The 15673-nt window shown below is 70.3% G+C and carries 13 protein-coding genes; 8 read left to right on the top strand and 5 right to left on the bottom strand.

Features of this window, described 5'->3' with window-relative positions; all coding sequences use genetic code 11:
- The first annotated feature begins 1 nt into the window (after position 1).
- The gene (gene nirB / locus OG472_RS16825; protein ID WP_405830044.1) at positions 2–2527 is read left to right on the top strand and encodes a nitrite reductase large subunit NirB; all 2526 of its coding nucleotides are present in this window, start codon (positions 2–4) and stop codon (positions 2525–2527) included.
- Positions 2524–2856 carry a nitrite reductase small subunit NirD gene (nirD, locus tag OG472_RS16830; RefSeq protein ID WP_030711012.1) on the top strand — a complete coding sequence of 111 codons (333 nt, stop codon included), beginning with the start codon at positions 2524–2526 and terminating at the stop codon, positions 2854–2856. Before nirB ends, nirD begins: the two co-directional genes overlap by 4 nt.
- A gap of 18 nt (positions 2857–2874) precedes the next feature.
- Here the strand turns inward: nirD and OG472_RS16835 are convergent, their stop codons facing one another.
- On the bottom strand, positions 2875–3282 hold the full coding sequence (locus tag OG472_RS16835; protein WP_401245362.1) for a VOC family protein: 408 nt from the start codon (positions 3280–3282) through the stop codon (positions 2875–2877).
- 387 nt (positions 3283–3669) lie between these two features.
- Between OG472_RS16835 and OG472_RS16840 the strand changes: the two genes are divergently transcribed.
- The gene (locus OG472_RS16840; protein WP_405941680.1) at positions 3670–4830 is read left to right on the top strand and encodes an alkaline phosphatase PhoX; all 1161 of its coding nucleotides are present in this window, start codon (positions 3670–3672) and stop codon (positions 4828–4830) included.
- Positions 4831–4996: 166 nt separating this feature from the next.
- Here the strand turns inward: OG472_RS16840 and OG472_RS16845 are convergent, their stop codons facing one another.
- The 3 genes from OG472_RS16845 to dusB all read right to left on the bottom strand — a co-directional run bounded on the left by OG472_RS16845 (position 4997) and on the right by dusB (position 10615).
- Positions 4997–5995, bottom strand: a complete 999-nt coding sequence (locus tag OG472_RS16845) for a helix-turn-helix domain-containing protein (protein WP_401601890.1) — start codon at positions 5993–5995, stop codon at positions 4997–4999.
- A 386-nt stretch (positions 5996–6381) separates the two neighbouring features.
- Complete coding sequence (gene ppdK / locus OG472_RS16850; RefSeq protein ID WP_401601892.1) at positions 6382–9090, bottom strand: pyruvate, phosphate dikinase; 2709 nt, start codon at positions 9088–9090, stop codon at positions 6382–6384.
- Positions 9091–9454: 364 nt separating this feature from the next.
- The gene (gene dusB / locus OG472_RS16855; protein WP_362811827.1) at positions 9455–10615 is read right to left on the bottom strand and encodes a tRNA dihydrouridine synthase DusB; all 1161 of its coding nucleotides are present in this window, start codon (positions 10613–10615) and stop codon (positions 9455–9457) included.
- Between the two features lie 33 nt (positions 10616–10648).
- Between dusB and OG472_RS16860 the strand changes: the two genes are divergently transcribed.
- Positions 10649–12097, top strand: a complete 1449-nt coding sequence (locus tag OG472_RS16860) for an MFS transporter (protein WP_405830048.1) — start codon at positions 10649–10651, stop codon at positions 12095–12097.
- A 96-nt stretch (positions 12098–12193) separates the two neighbouring features.
- On the opposite strand, the gene OG472_RS16865 is transcribed toward OG472_RS16860, so the two are convergent.
- Positions 12194–12649, bottom strand: coding sequence for a MarR family winged helix-turn-helix transcriptional regulator (locus OG472_RS16865; protein ID WP_383568271.1), 456 nt, complete (start codon positions 12647–12649; stop codon positions 12194–12196).
- A 91-nt stretch (positions 12650–12740) separates the two neighbouring features.
- On the opposite strand from OG472_RS16865, the gene OG472_RS16870 reads away from it, so the two are divergent.
- The 4 genes from OG472_RS16870 to OG472_RS16885 all read left to right on the top strand — a co-directional run bounded on the left by OG472_RS16870 (position 12741) and on the right by OG472_RS16885 (position 15647).
- The gene (locus OG472_RS16870; protein WP_405830050.1) at positions 12741–13085 is read left to right on the top strand and encodes a DoxX family protein; all 345 of its coding nucleotides are present in this window, start codon (positions 12741–12743) and stop codon (positions 13083–13085) included.
- A 54-nt stretch (positions 13086–13139) separates the two neighbouring features.
- Entirely contained in the window at positions 13140–14180 is a 1041-nt protein-coding gene (locus tag OG472_RS16875; RefSeq protein WP_405830052.1) for an aldo/keto reductase, read from the top strand.
- Between the two features lie 21 nt (positions 14181–14201).
- Positions 14202–14795 carry a TetR family transcriptional regulator gene (locus OG472_RS16880; RefSeq protein WP_405830054.1) on the top strand — a complete coding sequence of 198 codons (594 nt, stop codon included), beginning with the start codon at positions 14202–14204 and terminating at the stop codon, positions 14793–14795.
- Positions 14796–14936: 141 nt separating this feature from the next.
- Positions 14937–15647: a VC0807 family protein gene (locus OG472_RS16885; protein ID WP_405830056.1), complete on the top strand. Its 711-nt coding sequence runs from the start codon at positions 14937–14939 to the stop codon at positions 15645–15647.
- Positions 15648–15673 lie beyond the last annotated feature (26 nt).

The raw sequence follows: 15673 nt of genomic DNA on the forward strand, positions 1-15673 counted from the left end.
CATGCCCGAGCCCCTGCCCACGATCGTGCTCATCGGGCACGGCATGGTCGGCCAGCGCTACCTCGAAGCGCTCGCCGAGCGCGGAGTCACCGCCACGCACCGGATCACCGTGCTCTGCGAGGAGCCCCGCCCCGCCTACGACCGCGTGCACCTGACCTCGTACTTCTCCGGCAGCACCGCCGAGGACCTCTCCATGACCCCCGCCGGGTTCATGGACGAGCACGGCATCGCCCTCCACCTCGACGACCCCGCCGAGCACATCGACCGGGCCGCCCGCACCGTCACCTCCCGCTCCGGGCAGGTGTTCCCGTACGACGTCCTGGTGCTGGCCACCGGCAGCTATCCCTTCGTGCCGCCGGTCCCCGGCAAGGACGCCCCCGGCTGCTTCGTCTACCGCACGATCGAGGACCTCCTCGCGATCGAGGAGTACGCCAAGACCCGGACCAGCGGTGCGGTCGTCGGCGGCGGGCTGCTCGGCCTTGAGGCCGCCGGCGCCCTGCAGGGGCTCGGCCTGGCCACCCGCATCGTCGAGTTCGCCCCGCGGCTGATGCCCGTCCAGGTCGACGAGGGCGGCGGCGCCGCCCTGCTGCGCACCATCGAGTCCATGGGCCTGACCGTCCACACCGGGGTCGGCACCCAGGAGGTGGTGACCGGCGAGGACGGCCACGTCAGCGGCATGCGGCTGTCCGACGGCTCCACCGTCGACACCGACCTCGTCGTCTTCTCCGCGGGAGTCCGTCCCCGCGACCAGCTGGCCCGTGACGCGGGGCTGGACGTCGGCGAGCGCGGCGGCATCGCGGTCGACGCCCGCTGCCGCACCTCCGATCCGCACGTCTACGCCATCGGCGAGTGCGCCCTCGCCGTCGACGGCCGGGTCTACGGCCTGGTCGCCCCCGGCTACGAGATGGCCGAGACCGCCGCCGACGACCTGCTGGGCCGGGAGAAGGAGTTCACCGGAGCCGACCTCTCCACCAAGCTCAAGCTGCTCGGCGTGGACGTGGCCTCCTTCGGCGACGCCCACGGCGCCACCGAGGGCAGCCTGGACGTCGTATGGTCCGACTCCCGGTCCGGCGTCTACAAGAAGCTGGTCGTCTCCCCCGACGGGATCCTCCTCGGCGGCGTCCTGGTCGGCGACGCGGACTCGTACGGCCTGCTGCGCCCGCTCACCGGCAGCGTCCCGCCCGTCGCCCCCGAGCAGCTGGTGCTGCCGGCCGGGGTCGGCGCGCCCGTCGCGCTCGGCCCGTCCTCCCTCCCCGACCACGCCGTGATCTGCTCCTGCCACAACGTCACGAAGAAGGCCATCGCCGCCTGCGCCACCCTCGCCGAGGTCAAGAAGTGCACCAAGGCGGGCACCGGCTGCGGCAGTTGCGTCAAGGTGATCGGCCAGCTGCTGCCGGCCGCCGCCGACAAGGGGCTGTGCGGCTGCTTCCCGTACACCCGCTCCGAGCTGTACGAGATCGTCCGCACCCGGCGCCTGACCTCGTACGAGCAGCTCCTCGACGGCCACGGCCGCCCGGAGGCCCGCGGCGGCGACGGCTGCGAGGTCTGCAAGCCCACCATCGGCTCGATCATCGCCTCGCTCGCCCCGACCCTCGGCGCCAGCGGGTACGTCCTGGACGGGGAGCAGGCCGCCCTCCAGGACACCAACGACCACTTCCTGGCGAACATGCAGCGCAACGGCTCGTACTCGGTCGTCCCGCGCATCCCCGGCGGTGAGATCACCCCCGACAAGCTGATCGTGATCGGCGAGGTGGCCCGCGACTTCGGCCTCTACACGAAGATCACCGGCGGTCAGCGGATCGACCTCTTCGGTGCGAGCGTGGACCAGCTCCCGCGGATCTGGGCACGGCTCGTCGACGCCGGCTTCGAGTCCGGGCACGCCTACGGCAAGGCCCTGCGGACGGTGAAGTCCTGCGTGGGGCAGACCTGGTGCCGCTACGGGGTCCAGGACAGCGTCAGGATGGCCATCGACCTGGAGCTGCGCTACCGCGGGCTGCGCGCCCCGCACAAGCTCAAGTCGGCGGTGTCCGGCTGCGCCCGCGAGTGCGCGGAGGCGCAGAGCAAGGACTTCGGGGTCATCGCGACGGCCAGCGGCTGGAACCTCTACGTGGGCGGCAACGGCGGGGCCACCCCGCGCCACGCCGACCTCCTGGCCCAGGACCTGTCGGACGCGGAACTGGTCCGGCTGATCGACCGCTTCCTGATGTTCTACATCCGCACCGCCGACCGGCTGGAGCGGACCTCCACCTGGCTGGAGCGGCTGGAGGGCGGCCTGGCGCACCTGCGGGACGTCATCGTGCACGACTCGCTCGGGCTGTGCGCGGAGCTGGAGTCCCTGATGGCCGACCACGTGGCGCACTACCGGGACGAGTGGGCCGAGACGCTCCAGGACCCGGAGCGGCTGCGCCGGTTCGTGTCCTTCGTGAACGCGCCGGGCGCCCCCGACCCCACCGTGAAGTTCGTCCCCGAACGCGACCAGGTCAAGCCCGACCTGGCCGTCCTGACCATAGGAGGTGCCGTCCGATGACCGTGGAACTGCAAGTGGCGCAGGGCTGGCTGACGGTGTGCGAGCTGTCCTCGCTGGTCCCCGGGCGCGGGGTGGCGGCCCTGCTGCCCGACGGGAGCCAGGCCGCGGTGTTCGTCGACCGTGCGGGCCGCCCGTACGCCATTGGCAACCAGGACCCCTTCACCGGGGCGCACGTGCTCTCGCGCGGGCTGGTGGGCGCGGTGGCGGGCCGGCCGTTCGTGGCCTCGCCGCTGCTGAAGCAGCGCTTCGACCTGGAGTCGGGGCGCTGCCTGGACGACGAGGAGGTGGCGGTCCGGACCTACCCGGTGCGGACCGCCGCGACCTCGTGACCACGTGGTGCGGGGCGGTCAGCCCTGCACCACGGACGGGTCCATCCACATGATCTCCCAGGTGTGGCCGTCGAGGTCGTCGAAGGCGCGGCCGTACATGACGCCGTGGTCCTGGGCGGGGCGGGGCTCGGTGGCACCGGCCGCCAGGGCCCCGTCCACCAGCTCGTCGACGGCGGTGCGGCTGGGGGCGCTCAGACAGAGCAGCACCTCGGAGGTCTTCGTCGCGTCCGCGATCTCCTTGTGGGTGAAGTCCTTGTAGCGGTCCTCGGTCAGGAGCATCGCGACGATGGTGTCGCTGATGACCATCGAGGCGCAGTTCTCGTCGGTGAACTGGGCGTTGAAGGTGTAGCCCAGCTTGCCCCAGAAGGTCTTGCTGGCCTCCAGGTCCTTGACCGGCAGGTTGACGAAGATCATGGTGGCGGACATCGAGGTCTCTCTTCTCTCGGATGCGGTGCTCGGTGCTCGGTACTCGGTGCTTTCGAGAGGTAGACCGGGCGGCCCCGGGAAACTCATCGCTCCCCGTGAATCTTTTTTGAGATTTCACGAAATCGCAGGTCAGGCCGCCTATCGCAGCTTCGGCGAGGCGAGCCGCACAAGGCCCACCCGGCCCTCGCCGCACAGTGACCACGCTCCCGGAGGCCGGTGATCCGGATCGGCCCTGTGTCCTGAAGTCCCCCCTCGGGTATTGAACTCGCAGCGGTCGCCCGGGCGTCATGAGGAATTGAGGTCGCGTCAACTCGGTGCTCCTAGGTTCCTCGACGCGTACCCCGCGCTCGACCGGGTGCGGGGGGCCTTCCTCCCACAGGAGTGACCGTGGAACGTCGTACCTTCCTGCGCGGCGCCGTCATCGGCTCGTCGGCCGCCGCCTTCGGCGGCACCTTGATGCACGGAGCCGCCTACGCGGCGCCCGCACAGCCCGGCGCCGGACCCTACGGGGCACTCGGCGCGGCGGACGCCAACGGCATCATGCTCCCCAGCGGCTTCAGCAGCCGGGTGATCGCCCGCTCGGGCCAGACCGTCAGCGGCACCTCGTACACCTGGCACAACGCCCCCGACGGCGGCGCGTGTTTCGCCGACGGCTCGGGCTGGATCTACGTGTCCAACTCGGAGATCAACCCCTCCGGCGGGGCGAGCGCGGTGAAGTTCAACTCGTCCGGCACCGTCACCGGCGCCTACCGGATCCTCTCCAACACCCGGCAGAACTGCGCGGGCGGCAAGACCCCCTGGAACACCTGGCTGTCCTGCGAGGAGGTCGACCGCGGCTTCGTCTACGAGACCGACCCGTACGGCGTGAACGCGTCCGTACAGCGCCCCGCGATGGGCCGCTTCAAGCACGAGGCGGCCGCCGCCGACCCGGTGCGCCAGGTCATCTACCTGACCGAGGACGAGACGAGCGGCTGCTTCTACCGGTTCATCCCGACCACCTGGGGCAACCTCTCCTCCGGCACCCTCCAGGTCCTCAAGGCAGGCACCGCCACCTCGGGCTCCTTCACCTGGGCCAACGTCCCCGACCCGGACGGCTCGCCGACCGCGACCCGCAGTCAGGTGTCCGGCTCGAAGAAGTTCAACGGCGGCGAGGGCTGCCACTACGCCAACGACACGGTCTGGTTCACCACCAAGGGCGACAACCGCGTGTGGCAGCTCAACCTCACCGACAGCACGTTCGAGCTGGCCTACGACGACTCCCTCGTCCCCGGCGGGGCGGCCCCGCTGACGGGCGTCGACAACGTCACCGGATCCTCCTTCGGCGACCTGTACGTCGCCGAGGACGGCGGCAACATGGAGATCTGCATGATCACCCCGGACGACGTGGTGGCGCCCTTCCTGCGGGTCACCGGCCAGTCCTCCTCTGAGATCACCGGCCCGGCCTTCTCCCCGGCCGGCAACCGCCTCTACTTCTCGAGCCAGCGCGGCACGAGCGGCAGCTCGTCCGGCGGCATCACCTACGAGGTAACGGGCCCCTTCCGCCTTTAGAGCCCCGCCGGCGTTTGAGGCGCGGGGTCTGGGGCGGAGCCCCGTTCTTTCAGCCCCGCCGGCGTTTGAGGCGCGGGGGCTCGGGGGCAGCGCCCCCGCAACGGCGCCGCGCCCGCACACCCGACCGCGCCCCGACGGGTTCGACCCCGCCGGGGCGCGGCCGCGTTCACGACGCCACCGCCCCACCTTTCAGCAGCGCCGCCCCCAACGGCGTCACCGTGTGCAGCACCGCGTTCCCCCGCCGCAGCGTGGTGACCAGCCCCGCCTCCCGCATCACACACGCGTGCTGGCTCGCCGAGGCGAGCGAGACCCCGGCCCGGCGGGCCAGCTCACTGGTGGTCGCCCCGTCCCCTATGGCCCGCAGCACCACCGACCGGGTGTGCCCCACCAGCTTGCCCAGGGTGCGCTGGCGCTGCTCCTCCACGGGCCGCGCCGCCTCACCCCCCGCCGGCGCCGAGGCCAATTGCGCCGCCGCCGGATAGACCAGCACCGGCGGCAGCTCGGGATCGTGCAGCGTCACCGCGGTGCGCCGGCAGAAGAACGACGGCTGCAGCAGCAGCCCGCGCCCCCGCAGCCGTACGTCCCGGTCCACCGGGTAGTCGCACTCCAGCACCGGCGCCCGCCAGCGCAGCATCGGCGGCAGCGAGGCCAGCAGTTCGTCCGCGCCCCCGTCCAGCAGGGCCCGGCCGCGCGCGGCCCGCTCGGCCTCGATCTGGGCCTGGATGTGGGTCCAGTACGGCTCCACGGCCGCGCGGTGGTACGCGCGCAGCTCGCCCATCAGCCTCGGCAGGTGCTTGACTCCGCCGTCCGTGAACTCCCGCAGGCGCGGCGTCATCGCCGCACCGGCGGCCAGCAGCGTCAGCTCGCGCCGCATGCGCTCGGGACGGATGCCGCGCAGCGCGTCGAGGCCCACGTCCCACCCGTACTGCCCCTCCACAGGGGTCAGGAAATCGGGAAAATAACCATGACTCGGTATGAGCATACCGAGCGTGCGTGTTTCACTATTCAACCTGCTCCGGGTTTCCGTACGCCATTCACCGAACAACCGGGCATCGCGCCGGTCTCTTAAGCGGTGAAAGCTGAGAATCGTTTCCCACAACGCATCGGGACGCCCTGCCATCCGTACGCGTGCCAGGTCCACTCCAGTGAAATGGATACGCAGCACCGAACCCCCACCTGTGCAACCGCAATCCCCCCGCTCCATGAGTATGCACGCCGTCACACGTGGTCACCACGCCCTTTCGGCCACAGTTGAAACCCCTTTCGGCAGGGGCGTGACAACCGAAATCCTGTACTCCGCCGGGCACACTCCGGTGCGACCGAAACGCTCCGCGAAGGCCGTGGGGGGCTTTGCGGGGCCTGGCGGTCGGTCGCACCGGGAAGCGCCGACGTGCCCGGCAGAATGACAGCGGCGGTGGACGGGTGGGGATCCGTCCACCGCCTGCTGGCGTAAAGATTTGTTGAACAACGGAAATAGGCGCGCCCGCCGCCGGGCAGTCAGGGAACCCGGGGGCAGGCGCGGTCTATGGGAGCCCTTCGCAGGGCCGGGGGTCAGCGGCTGTCGCTGCCCTTCGCCTCGGCGGCCGCGCGACCGGCCTCCAGGCGCGCCACCGGAATCCGGAAGGGCGAGCAGGAGACGTAGTCGAGGCCGACCTCGTGGAAGAAGTGGACGGACTCGGGGTCGCCGCCGTGCTCACCGCAGACGCCGAGCTTGAGGTCGGGGCGGGTGGCCCGGCCCAGCTTGGCCGCGTGGCGGACGAGCGAGCCGACGCCGTCCTTGTCGATGGTCTCGAAGGGCGAGACCCCGAAGATGCCCTTTTCCAGGTAGGCGGTGAAGAAGCTGGCCTCGACGTCGTCGCGGGAGAAGCCCCACACCGTCTGGGTCAGGTCGTTCGTGCCGAAGGAGAAGAACTGCGCGGCCTCGGCGATCTGGTCGGCGGTCAGGGCGGCGCGCGGCAGCTCGATCATGGTGCCGATGGACAGCTTGAGGCTGGTGCCGGTGGCGGCCTCGACCTCGGCGATGACCTGGTCGGCCTCCTCGCGGACGATCTCCAGCTCCTGGACGGTGCCGACCAGCGGGACCATGATCTCGGCGCGGGGGTCGCCCTTGGCGTTCTTGCGCTCGGCCGCGGCCTCGGCGATCGCCCGGACCTGCATCTTGAACAGGCCGGGGATGACCAGGCCGAGGCGGACACCGCGCAGACCCAGCATCGGGTTCTGCTCGTGCAGCTTGTGCACGGCCTGGAGCAGGCGCAGGTCGTTCTCGTTGGCGTCCTGGCGGGACTCGGCGAGGGCGACGCGCACCGACAGCTCGGTGATGTCGGGCAGGAACTCGTGCAGCGGCGGGTCGAGCAGGCGGACGGTGACGGGCAGGCCGTCCATCGCCTCGAACAGCTCGACGAAGTCCTTCTTCTGCAGCGGCAGGAGGGCACTCAGTGCCTCCTCGCGCTCGCCGTCGGTGTCCGCGAGGATCAGTCGCTCCACCAGTTCGCGGCGCTCGCCGAGGAACATGTGCTCGGTGCGGCACAGGCCGATGCCCTGGGCGCCGAAGCGGCGGGCGCGCAGCGCGTCCTCGGCGTTGTCGGCGTTGGCGCGCACCCGCAGGCGGCGGACGCGGTCCGCGTAGGCCATGATCCGGTGCACGGCGGCGACGAGCTCGTCGGCGTCGTCGGCGCCGGCGTGCATGCGGCCCTCGAAGTACTCGACGACCGGGGACGGTACGACGGGTACCTCACCCAGGTACACCTTGCCGGTGGAGCCGTCGATGGAGACGACGTCGCCCTCTTCGATCACCGTCTCGCCGACCGTCATGCGGCGGCGCTTGGTGTCGACGTCGAGCTCCTCGGCGCCGCAGACACAGGTCTTGCCCATGCCGCGGGCGACGACGGCCGCGTGCGAGGTCTTGCCGCCGCGCGAGGTCAGGATGCCCTCGGAGGCGATCATGCCGTCCAGGTCGTCCGGGTTGGTCTCGCGGCGGATCAGGATGACCTTCTCGCCGGAGCGGGACCACTTGACGGCCGTGTAGGAGTCGAAGACGGCCTTGCCGACGGCCGCGCCCGGGGAGGCGGCGATGCCGCGGCCCAGCAGGGTGGTCTTGGCGCCCTCGTCGAAGCGGGGGAACATCAGCTGCGCCAGCTGGTGACCGGTGACGCGCTGCAGGGCCTCGGCCTCGTCGATCAGGCCCTGGTCCACGAGCTGGGTGGCGATGCGGAAGGCGGCGCCGGCGGTGCGCTTGCCGACGCGGGTCTGGAGCATCCACAGCTGGCCGCGCTCGATGGTGAACTCGATGTCGCAGAGATCCTTGTAGTGGGTCTCCAGCGTCGTCATGATCGTCATGAGCTGGTCGTACGAGGCCTTGTCGATGGCCTCCAGGTCCGCGAGCGGCACGGTGTTGCGGATGCCCGCGACCACGTCCTCGCCCTGGGCGTTCTGGAGGTAGTCGCCGTAGACGCCCGCGTGGCCGCTGGCGGGGTCGCGGGTGAAGGCGACGCCGGTGCCGGAGTCGGGGCCCAGGTTGCCGAAGACCATGGAGCAGATGTTGACCGCGGTACCCAGGTCGCTCGGGATGCGCTCCTGGCGGCGGTAGAGCTTGGCGCGGTCGGTGTTCCACGAGTTGAAGACGGCCTCGACGGCGAGGTCCATCTGCTCGCGGGCGTCCTGCGGGAACTCGCGGCCGGCTTCCTTCGCCACGATCTTCTTGAAGTGCTTGACCAGCTTCTTCAGGTCGGCGGCGTCGAGGTCGGTGTCGACGGTGACCTTCTTGGCGGCCTTGGCCTCGTCGAGGGCGTCCTCGAAGAGCTCGCCCTCGACGCCGAGGACGGTCTTGCCGAACATCTGGATGAGGCGGCGGTACGAGTCCCACGCGAAGCGCTCGTCACCGGCCTGGGAGGCAAGGCCGGTCACGGACTCGTCGGAGAGACCGATGTTCAGGACGGTGTCCATCATGCCGGGCATCGAGAACTTGGCGCCGGAGCGGACGGAGACCAGCAGCGGGTCGTCCGACTGTCCGAGCTTCTTGCCCATCTTCGCCTCGAGGGCCGCAAGGTGGGCGCTGACCTCTTCGCGCAGCGCGGCCGGGGCCGTGCCGCTCTCGAGGTAGACCTTGCAGGCCTCGGTGGTGATGGTGAAGCCGGGAGGGACCGGCAGACCCAGGTTGGTCATCTCGGCGAGGTTGGCTCCCTTGCCGCCGAGAAGGTCCTTGAGGTCGCGGTTTCCCTCGGTGAAGTCGTAGACGAACTTCTGATCTTTGTTTTCCGACACGGGTCTCGACTCCTCGAGGCTCGGTGGCTGCCCTGACGGCCAGGAACATACCCAGATCGAAGGCTTCTGGGTACGTCCACTTGGTCGTCATACGGCTGTAACCACCCGTGCGCCAGCAGATCGAAAGTAACTCATGGGTAATCAGAAAATACGAGCAGCATTCACCTCTCGAAGATGGAGGGGGGTTTTGAGGCTTGATCACGCTCGGATGAGCGATCATCGATCCATTTGCGTTCAAGAGTTGAACGCACAAAGGGTGGCACCCAGTGCCACCCTTTGAAAGTCTTACCCGTGACTTCAGTGCTCATCTGAGCGAAACCCTTCCCATGCGTGGCGTATATCACGCGCCACGGAGGGCGATTTGTCAGCCTCCGGAGGTGTCCAGTTCAGCGTCCTCGCTCACACCCGCGCAGTCGTACGGGTCCTTCAGCCAGCCGTCCGGCAGGACAACTCGGTTGTTTCCGGACGTCCGACCGCGAGGCCCGTCCGCGCTCTCCGGCCATGCTTGATCCAGATCGAGCTCGCTCAGATGAGCGTCCAGCTCGGCCAGGGAGGAGGTGACCGCGAGCTTCTTGCGCATCTCGGACCCGACCGAGAAGCCCTTCAGGTACCAGGCCACGTGCTTACGGAAGTCGATCACCCCGCGCGCCTCGTCGCCGATCCACTCCCCCAGCAGCTGTGCGTGCCGGTGCATGGTGGCCGCGACCTCGCGCAGCGTCGGCTTGTGGAAGTCCTCCGGGCGGCCCTCGAAGGCCGCCACCAGGTCGTTGAACAGCCACGGCCGCCCCAGACAGCCGCGGCCCACGACCACGCCGTCGCAGCCGGTCTCGCGGACCATGCGCAGGGCGTCCTCGGCGCACCAGATGTCGCCGTTGCCGAGCACCGGGATCTCCGGCACGTGCTCCTTGAGCCGTGCGATGGCGTCCCAGTCGGCGGTGCCGCCGTAGTGCTGGGCCGTGGTCCGCCCGTGCAGGGCTATCGCGGTGACACCCTCCTCGACGGCGATCCGGCCGGCGTCGAGGTAGGTGAGGTGGTCGTCGTTGATGCCCTTGCGCATCTTCATGGTCACCGGCAGGTCGCCGGCCCCGGCGACGGCCTCGCGGAGGATCGCGCGGAGCAGGTTGCGCTTGTACGGGAGGGCCGAGCCGCCACCCTTGCGGGTGACCTTGGGGACCGGGCAGCCGAAGTTGAGGTCGATGTGGTCGGCGCGGTCCTCTTCGACGATCATCCGGACGGCCTTGCCGACCGTCGCCGGGTCGACCCCGTACAGCTGAATCGAGCGGGGCTTCTCGGTCTCGTCGAAGTGGATCAGCTGCATGGTCTTCTCGTTGCGCTCGACCAGGGCGCGGGTCGTGATCATCTCGCTCACGAACAGCCCCTTGCCGCCTGAGAACTCCCGGCAGAGGGTACGGAACGGGGCATTGGTGATGCCGGCCATGGGCGCGAGCACCACCGGGGGCTGCACGGTGTGCGGGCCGATCGCGAGAGGCGGGGGGAGCGTGGTCATCCGCCCATTGTCCCGCATGCCGAGGGGGTGGGGCAGACGTAGCATCAGCGCATGATCGAGTCGAGTCCCCGGCAGCGCATGCTCGTCCTGGCCATCTGCTGCATGAGCCTGCTGATCGTCAGCCTCGACAACACCGTGCTCAACGTCGCGCTCCCGTCGATGCGCCGTGAACTCGACACCTCGGTCGCAGGGCTGCAGTGGACCATCGACGCGTACACCCTGGTCCTGGCCTCGCTGCTGATACTCGCGGGCTCCACGGCCGACCGGATCGGCCGCCGCAAGGTGTTCGTCGCCGGCCTGCTGGCCTTCACCGCCGGCTCCCTGCTGTGCTCGCTCGCCCCCAGCCTCGGCTGGCTCATCGTCTTCCGGATGGTGCAGGCGATCGGCGGCGCGATGCTCAACCCGGTGGCGATGTCGATCATCACCAACACCTTCACCGATCCGGCCGAGCGGGCCCGGGCCATCGGCGTGTGGGGGGCTGTCGGGGGCGTCTCCATGGCCGCGGGGCCCCTGATCGGCGGAGTGCTGGTGGACTCCGTGGGCTGGCGCTCCATCTTCCTGATCAACCTGCCGATCGGTCTGGCGGCGCTCGTGCTGACCCTGCGCCACATCCCCGAGTCCCGGGCGGCCCGGCCGCGGCGCCCCGACCCGGTGGGCCAGGTGCTGGTCATCGCGCTGCTCGGCAGTCTGACGTACGGGATCATCGAGGCCCCGGCGGCCGGCTGGCGCTCGCCGCTGATCATGGGGTGCGCGGTGGTGACGGTGGCCTCGCTCGTGGGGCTGCTGGTTTACGAGCCGCGGCGCGAGGACCCCCTGATCGATCTCCGGTTCTTCCGGAGCGCGCCCTTCAGCGGCTCGACCGTGATCGCGATCAGCGCCTTCGCCGGACTGGCCGGCTTCCTCTTCCTGAACACGCTGTACCTCCAGGACGTACGGGGGCTCAGCGCCCTGCACGCCGGGCTCTACCTGCTGCCGATGGCGGCGCTGACCGTCCTCTTCGCGCCGCTGGCCGGGCGGCTGGTGGGCAGCCGGGGGCCGCGGATCTGCCTGCTGATCGCGGGCGTGGCGATGGCGGCGAGCGGTCTGCTGTTCGCCCTGTTCGAGGCCGAGACGTCCAACCCGCTCCTGTTCACCGGGTACGTGCTGTTCGGGCTCGGCTTCGGCATGGTGAACGCGCCGATCACCAATACGGCGGTATCGGGGATGCCGCGCTCCCAGGCGGGCGTCGCGGCCGCCATCGCCTCGACCAGCCGGCAGACCGGCGGCACGCTGGGCGTCGCCGTCATCGGCTCGGTCCTGGCGGCGGGGCTGGCCAGTGGCTCCGACTTCTCCGAGGCGGCCCAGCCGGCCTGGTGGATCATCACGCTGTGCGGGCTGGCGGTGCTGGTCGTGGGTGCAGTGACGAGCGGGAACTGGGCCCGGGCGACGGCGGAGCGCACGGCCCGCACCCTGGAGGAGCCCGTCAGTCCGTCCGCGACCGCGGGGTCGCCGCGCGCCTGATCGCAGGCACGGACTCGGTCCCGGCCGGGCGCTGGGGCGTGATCCCGGCCGGGCGCTCGGCCGTGCGCCTGACCGTGCGGCCGGCCCGTACGGCGCCTACTCGTCGCACCTGAAGTCCTCGGCCGAGGTGTTGACCCGGTCGAGGAGGCCGCGCAGGAGCGCGCGCTCCTGGTCCGACAGCCCCGCGAAGATGCCGCCTTCGACCTCGTCGAGGGCGGCGTTCGTCTTGCGCAGGGCGGCCTCCCCCGCGGTGGTGATGGCCACGTTGTGACGGCGCCGGTCGGCCGGGTCCCGGCGGCGTTCGGCCAGGCCGTCGCCCTCCAGGTCGTTCAGGATCCCGACGAGCACGCTCGGGTCCACCTCCAGCCGCTCGGCGAGCGCCCGCTGGCTGATGGGGCCGCCCTCCAGGTGCATCAGCGTCATCGCGTGCCGCGGGGTGAGCCCGGCGGAGCTGAGCGCCCTCCTCATCCGGGTCTGGGTGACCGATCCGTGCCAGGCGAGCAGCAGGCCCAGCCGCTGCGGGGGGTGCGATCCGTCCTGATCTGCCGTCATGGTCCACATCGTAGCAATCAAGAAATGATTGCCTTGGAGATATCGTTGATGCTATTCAATGGTTTCACGCTATCGACCGTTGGAGACTTTCATGTTCATCGCCTACGCCGTCGTCGGCGGCCTGCTCGCCCTCGTCCTGGCCGCCTCCGCCACCTTCACCCTCCAGCGCAACGACCAGATCGTCGCCAGCATGCAGAAGGTCCAGGTCCCGGACGCATGGCTGCCGCGGCTGGCCACCCTCAAGGCGGCCGGCGCGATCGGCCTGGTCGCCGGCCTCTGGGTGACGCCGCTCGGCGTGGCCGCCGCCACCGGCGTGACCCTCTACTTCATCGGCGCGGTCATCAGCCACCTGCGCGTCAAGGACTACGAACTCGCACCGGCGGCCGTACTCACCCTGGTCGCGGCGGCGGCCCTGGTCCTGCGGATCCTCTCGTGACACTGACGGGTGACAGATATTGAAATCTGTCACCCGTCATGCCATTCTCGTTCCATGACGAAGAACGAGAACGAGAACACGCAGACGACCACCCTCGGCAGCACCGGCCCCTCCGTCTTCCCGCTGGGGCTGGGCTGCATGGGGATGTCCGCCCTCTACGGGGAGGCCGACCGGGCCGAGTCCCTCGCGACCATCCACGCAGCCCTGGACGCCGGCGTCACGCTGCTCGACACCGGCGACTTCTACGGCATGGGCCACAACGAGCTGCTGATCAGCGAAGCTCTGCGCACGGCGCCCGCCGCCGCCCGCGAGCAGGCGCTGACCAGTGTGAAGTTCGGCGCGCTGCGCACGGTGGAGGGCGGGTTCACCGGTTATGACGGGCGCCCCGCAGCCGTCAAGAACTTCCTGGCCTACTCGCTGCAGCGGCTCGGCCGGGACCACATCGACATCTACCGGATCGCCCGCGTGGACCCGGACGTGCCGATCGAGGAGACCGTCGGGGCCATCGCCGAGGCGGTCCAGGCCGGACACGTGCGCCACATCGGCCTGTCCGAGGTCGGCGCGGACACCCTGCGCCGGGCCGCCGCCGTGGCCCCGATCTCCGACCTCCAGATCGAGTACTCGCTGATCTCCCGGGGCATCGAGGCCGAGATCCTGCCGACCGCGCGCGAGCTGGGCATCGGGATCACGGCGTACGGAGTGCTGTCCCGCGGCCTGATCAGCGGCCACTTCACCCGCGACCGCGCGCTGGCCCCGGGCGACTTCCGCGGCATGAGTCCCCGCTTCCAGGGCGAGAACCTCGGCCGCAACCTCGACCTGGTCGACGCCCTGCGCAAGGTCGCCGAGGACAAGGGGGTGAGCGTCGCCCAGACCGCGATCGCCTGGGTGCTCGCGCAGGGCCCCCGGCACGGCGTCGACATCGTGCCGCTCGTGGGCGCCCGGCGCCGGGACCGGCTCGCCGAGGCACTGGGTGCCATGGACGTCACGTTCAGCGCCGCCGACCTGGCCGCCGTCGAGGAGGCCGTGCCCGCCGGGGCCGCGGCCGGCGAGAGGTACCCGGAGGCCCAGATGGCCCACCTCGACAGTGAGCACTGAGCTGACGGTACGGTCGTACCCATGCCCCCCGCTGCCGCCGAGCCCCTGACCCCCGAGCGCATCCTCGAGACCACCGAGGAGGTGCTGCGCCGCTTCGGGCCCACCAAGGCGACCGTGGTGGACGTGGCGCGCGCGCTCGGTGTCAGCCACGGCAGTGTGTACCGGCACTTCCCGTCGAAGGCGGCGCTGCGCGAGGCCGTCACGGACCGCTGGCTCGCCAAGAGCGTGGTCCTGCTGGAGGAGATCACCTCGGCGCCCGCCGAGAGCGCCCCCTCCAAGCTGGAGGCGTGGCTCGGGGCCCTGTTCGAGACCAAGCGCCACAAGGCGGGCGCGGATCCGGAGCTGTTCGCGACCTACACCGTGCTGCTCGCCGAGAACAGCGGCGTGGTTGACGCGCATCTGGCCGAGCTGATCGACCAGCTGGCCCGGATCATCGCGGAGGGTGTCGCCGCCGGGACGCTCGCCGCCGAGGACGTGCCGGCCGCCGCCCGGGCGGTCTTCGATGCCACCGGCCGCTTCCACGACCCGCAGTACGCGGGCGACTGGCTCTCGCCCACGATCTTCACGGAGTTCGAGGCGGTCACCACCCTGGTCATCCGGGGCCTGCGCGCCTGACCGGACCCGGCCCGGTCTGTCCGGAACCCTTCCGTCCGGAGAATTTGATGATCATTTTGGGCGCATTCGTCTTGTCCATGTCATCTTGATGTCCTTACGTTCCCCTTACCGCACTTCATCAGGCACGTTCCAGGGGGAACCTTGTCCACCCACGTAGCACGACCCGCGCCTCCCGCCCGCTCAGGGGCCGCGACAACCATCGGCTGGATCCTGACCATCGGCCTCAACGTGGTCGCGCCGATCATCACGTACAACACCCTCGTCGACGACCACGGCTGGAGCGAGTTCTCGGCGCTGCTCCTCAGCAGCGCCTGGCCCGTGCTCGACAGCGCCATCAGCATCGCCTGGCGCCGCAAGCTCGACGAATTCGCCGTGGTCACCCTGGTGTTCATCGTGATCACGGCCGGGGTCACGCTCGTCGGTGACCCCTCGGCGCGGGCCCTGCTGGTCAAGGACTCCGCCGTGACCGGGGTGTTCGGGCTTCTCTGCCTGTCCACACTGCTGGCGCCGCGTCCGCTGATGTTCTACTTCGGCCGCAAGTTCGCCACCGACGGCACTCCCGAGAGCACCGCCTGGTGGAACGGCCTGTGGCAGTACGAGGGCTTCCGCACCACGATGACCCGGATGACCCTGGTCTGGGGCGTCGCGTACGTCATCGAGGCCATCGTCCGCATCGCGCTGGCGTACACGCTGAGCACCAAGACCATGGTGACCCTCAGCCCGATCATGATCTACGGAGTGCTCGGCGCCCTGGGCGTGTGGACCGCCCTGTACGGCAAGCGCTCCCAGGCGGAGGGCGAGCGCCGGGCCGCCGAGGCCGCCGCGGCGGAGGCCGGGGGCTCCGCCGCCTGACCCGCCGCGAAGACGAAAGACCGGTG

Source organism: Streptomyces sp. NBC_00207 (assembly GCF_045160965.1).
Lineage (GTDB): Bacteria > Actinomycetota > Actinomycetes > Streptomycetales > Streptomycetaceae > Streptomyces.

Bases quoted from the DNA above. Each gene is read 5' to 3' on its own strand.
- nirB (WP_405830044.1), top strand. From the start codon at position 2: ATGCCCGAGCCCCTGCCCACGATCGTGCTCATCGGGCACGGCATGGTC.
- nirD (WP_030711012.1), top strand. From the start codon at position 2,524: ATGACCGTGGAACTGCAAGTGGCGCAGGGCTGGCTGACGGTGTGCGAG.
- OG472_RS16835 (WP_401245362.1), bottom strand. From the start codon at position 3,282: ATGTCCGCCACCATGATCTTCGTCAACCTGCCGGTCAAGGACCTGGAG.
- dusB (WP_362811827.1), bottom strand. From the start codon at position 10,615: ATGCGGGACAATGGGCGGATGACCACGCTCCCCCCGCCTCTCGCGATC.
- OG472_RS16860 (WP_405830048.1), top strand. From the start codon at position 10,649: ATGATCGAGTCGAGTCCCCGGCAGCGCATGCTCGTCCTGGCCATCTGC.
- OG472_RS16865 (WP_383568271.1), bottom strand. From the start codon at position 12,649: ATGACGGCAGATCAGGACGGATCGCACCCCCCGCAGCGGCTGGGCCTG.
- OG472_RS16870 (WP_405830050.1), top strand. From the start codon at position 12,741: ATGTTCATCGCCTACGCCGTCGTCGGCGGCCTGCTCGCCCTCGTCCTG.
- OG472_RS16875 (WP_405830052.1), top strand. From the start codon at position 13,140: ATGACGAAGAACGAGAACGAGAACACGCAGACGACCACCCTCGGCAGC.
- OG472_RS16880 (WP_405830054.1), top strand. From the start codon at position 14,202: ATGCCCCCCGCTGCCGCCGAGCCCCTGACCCCCGAGCGCATCCTCGAG.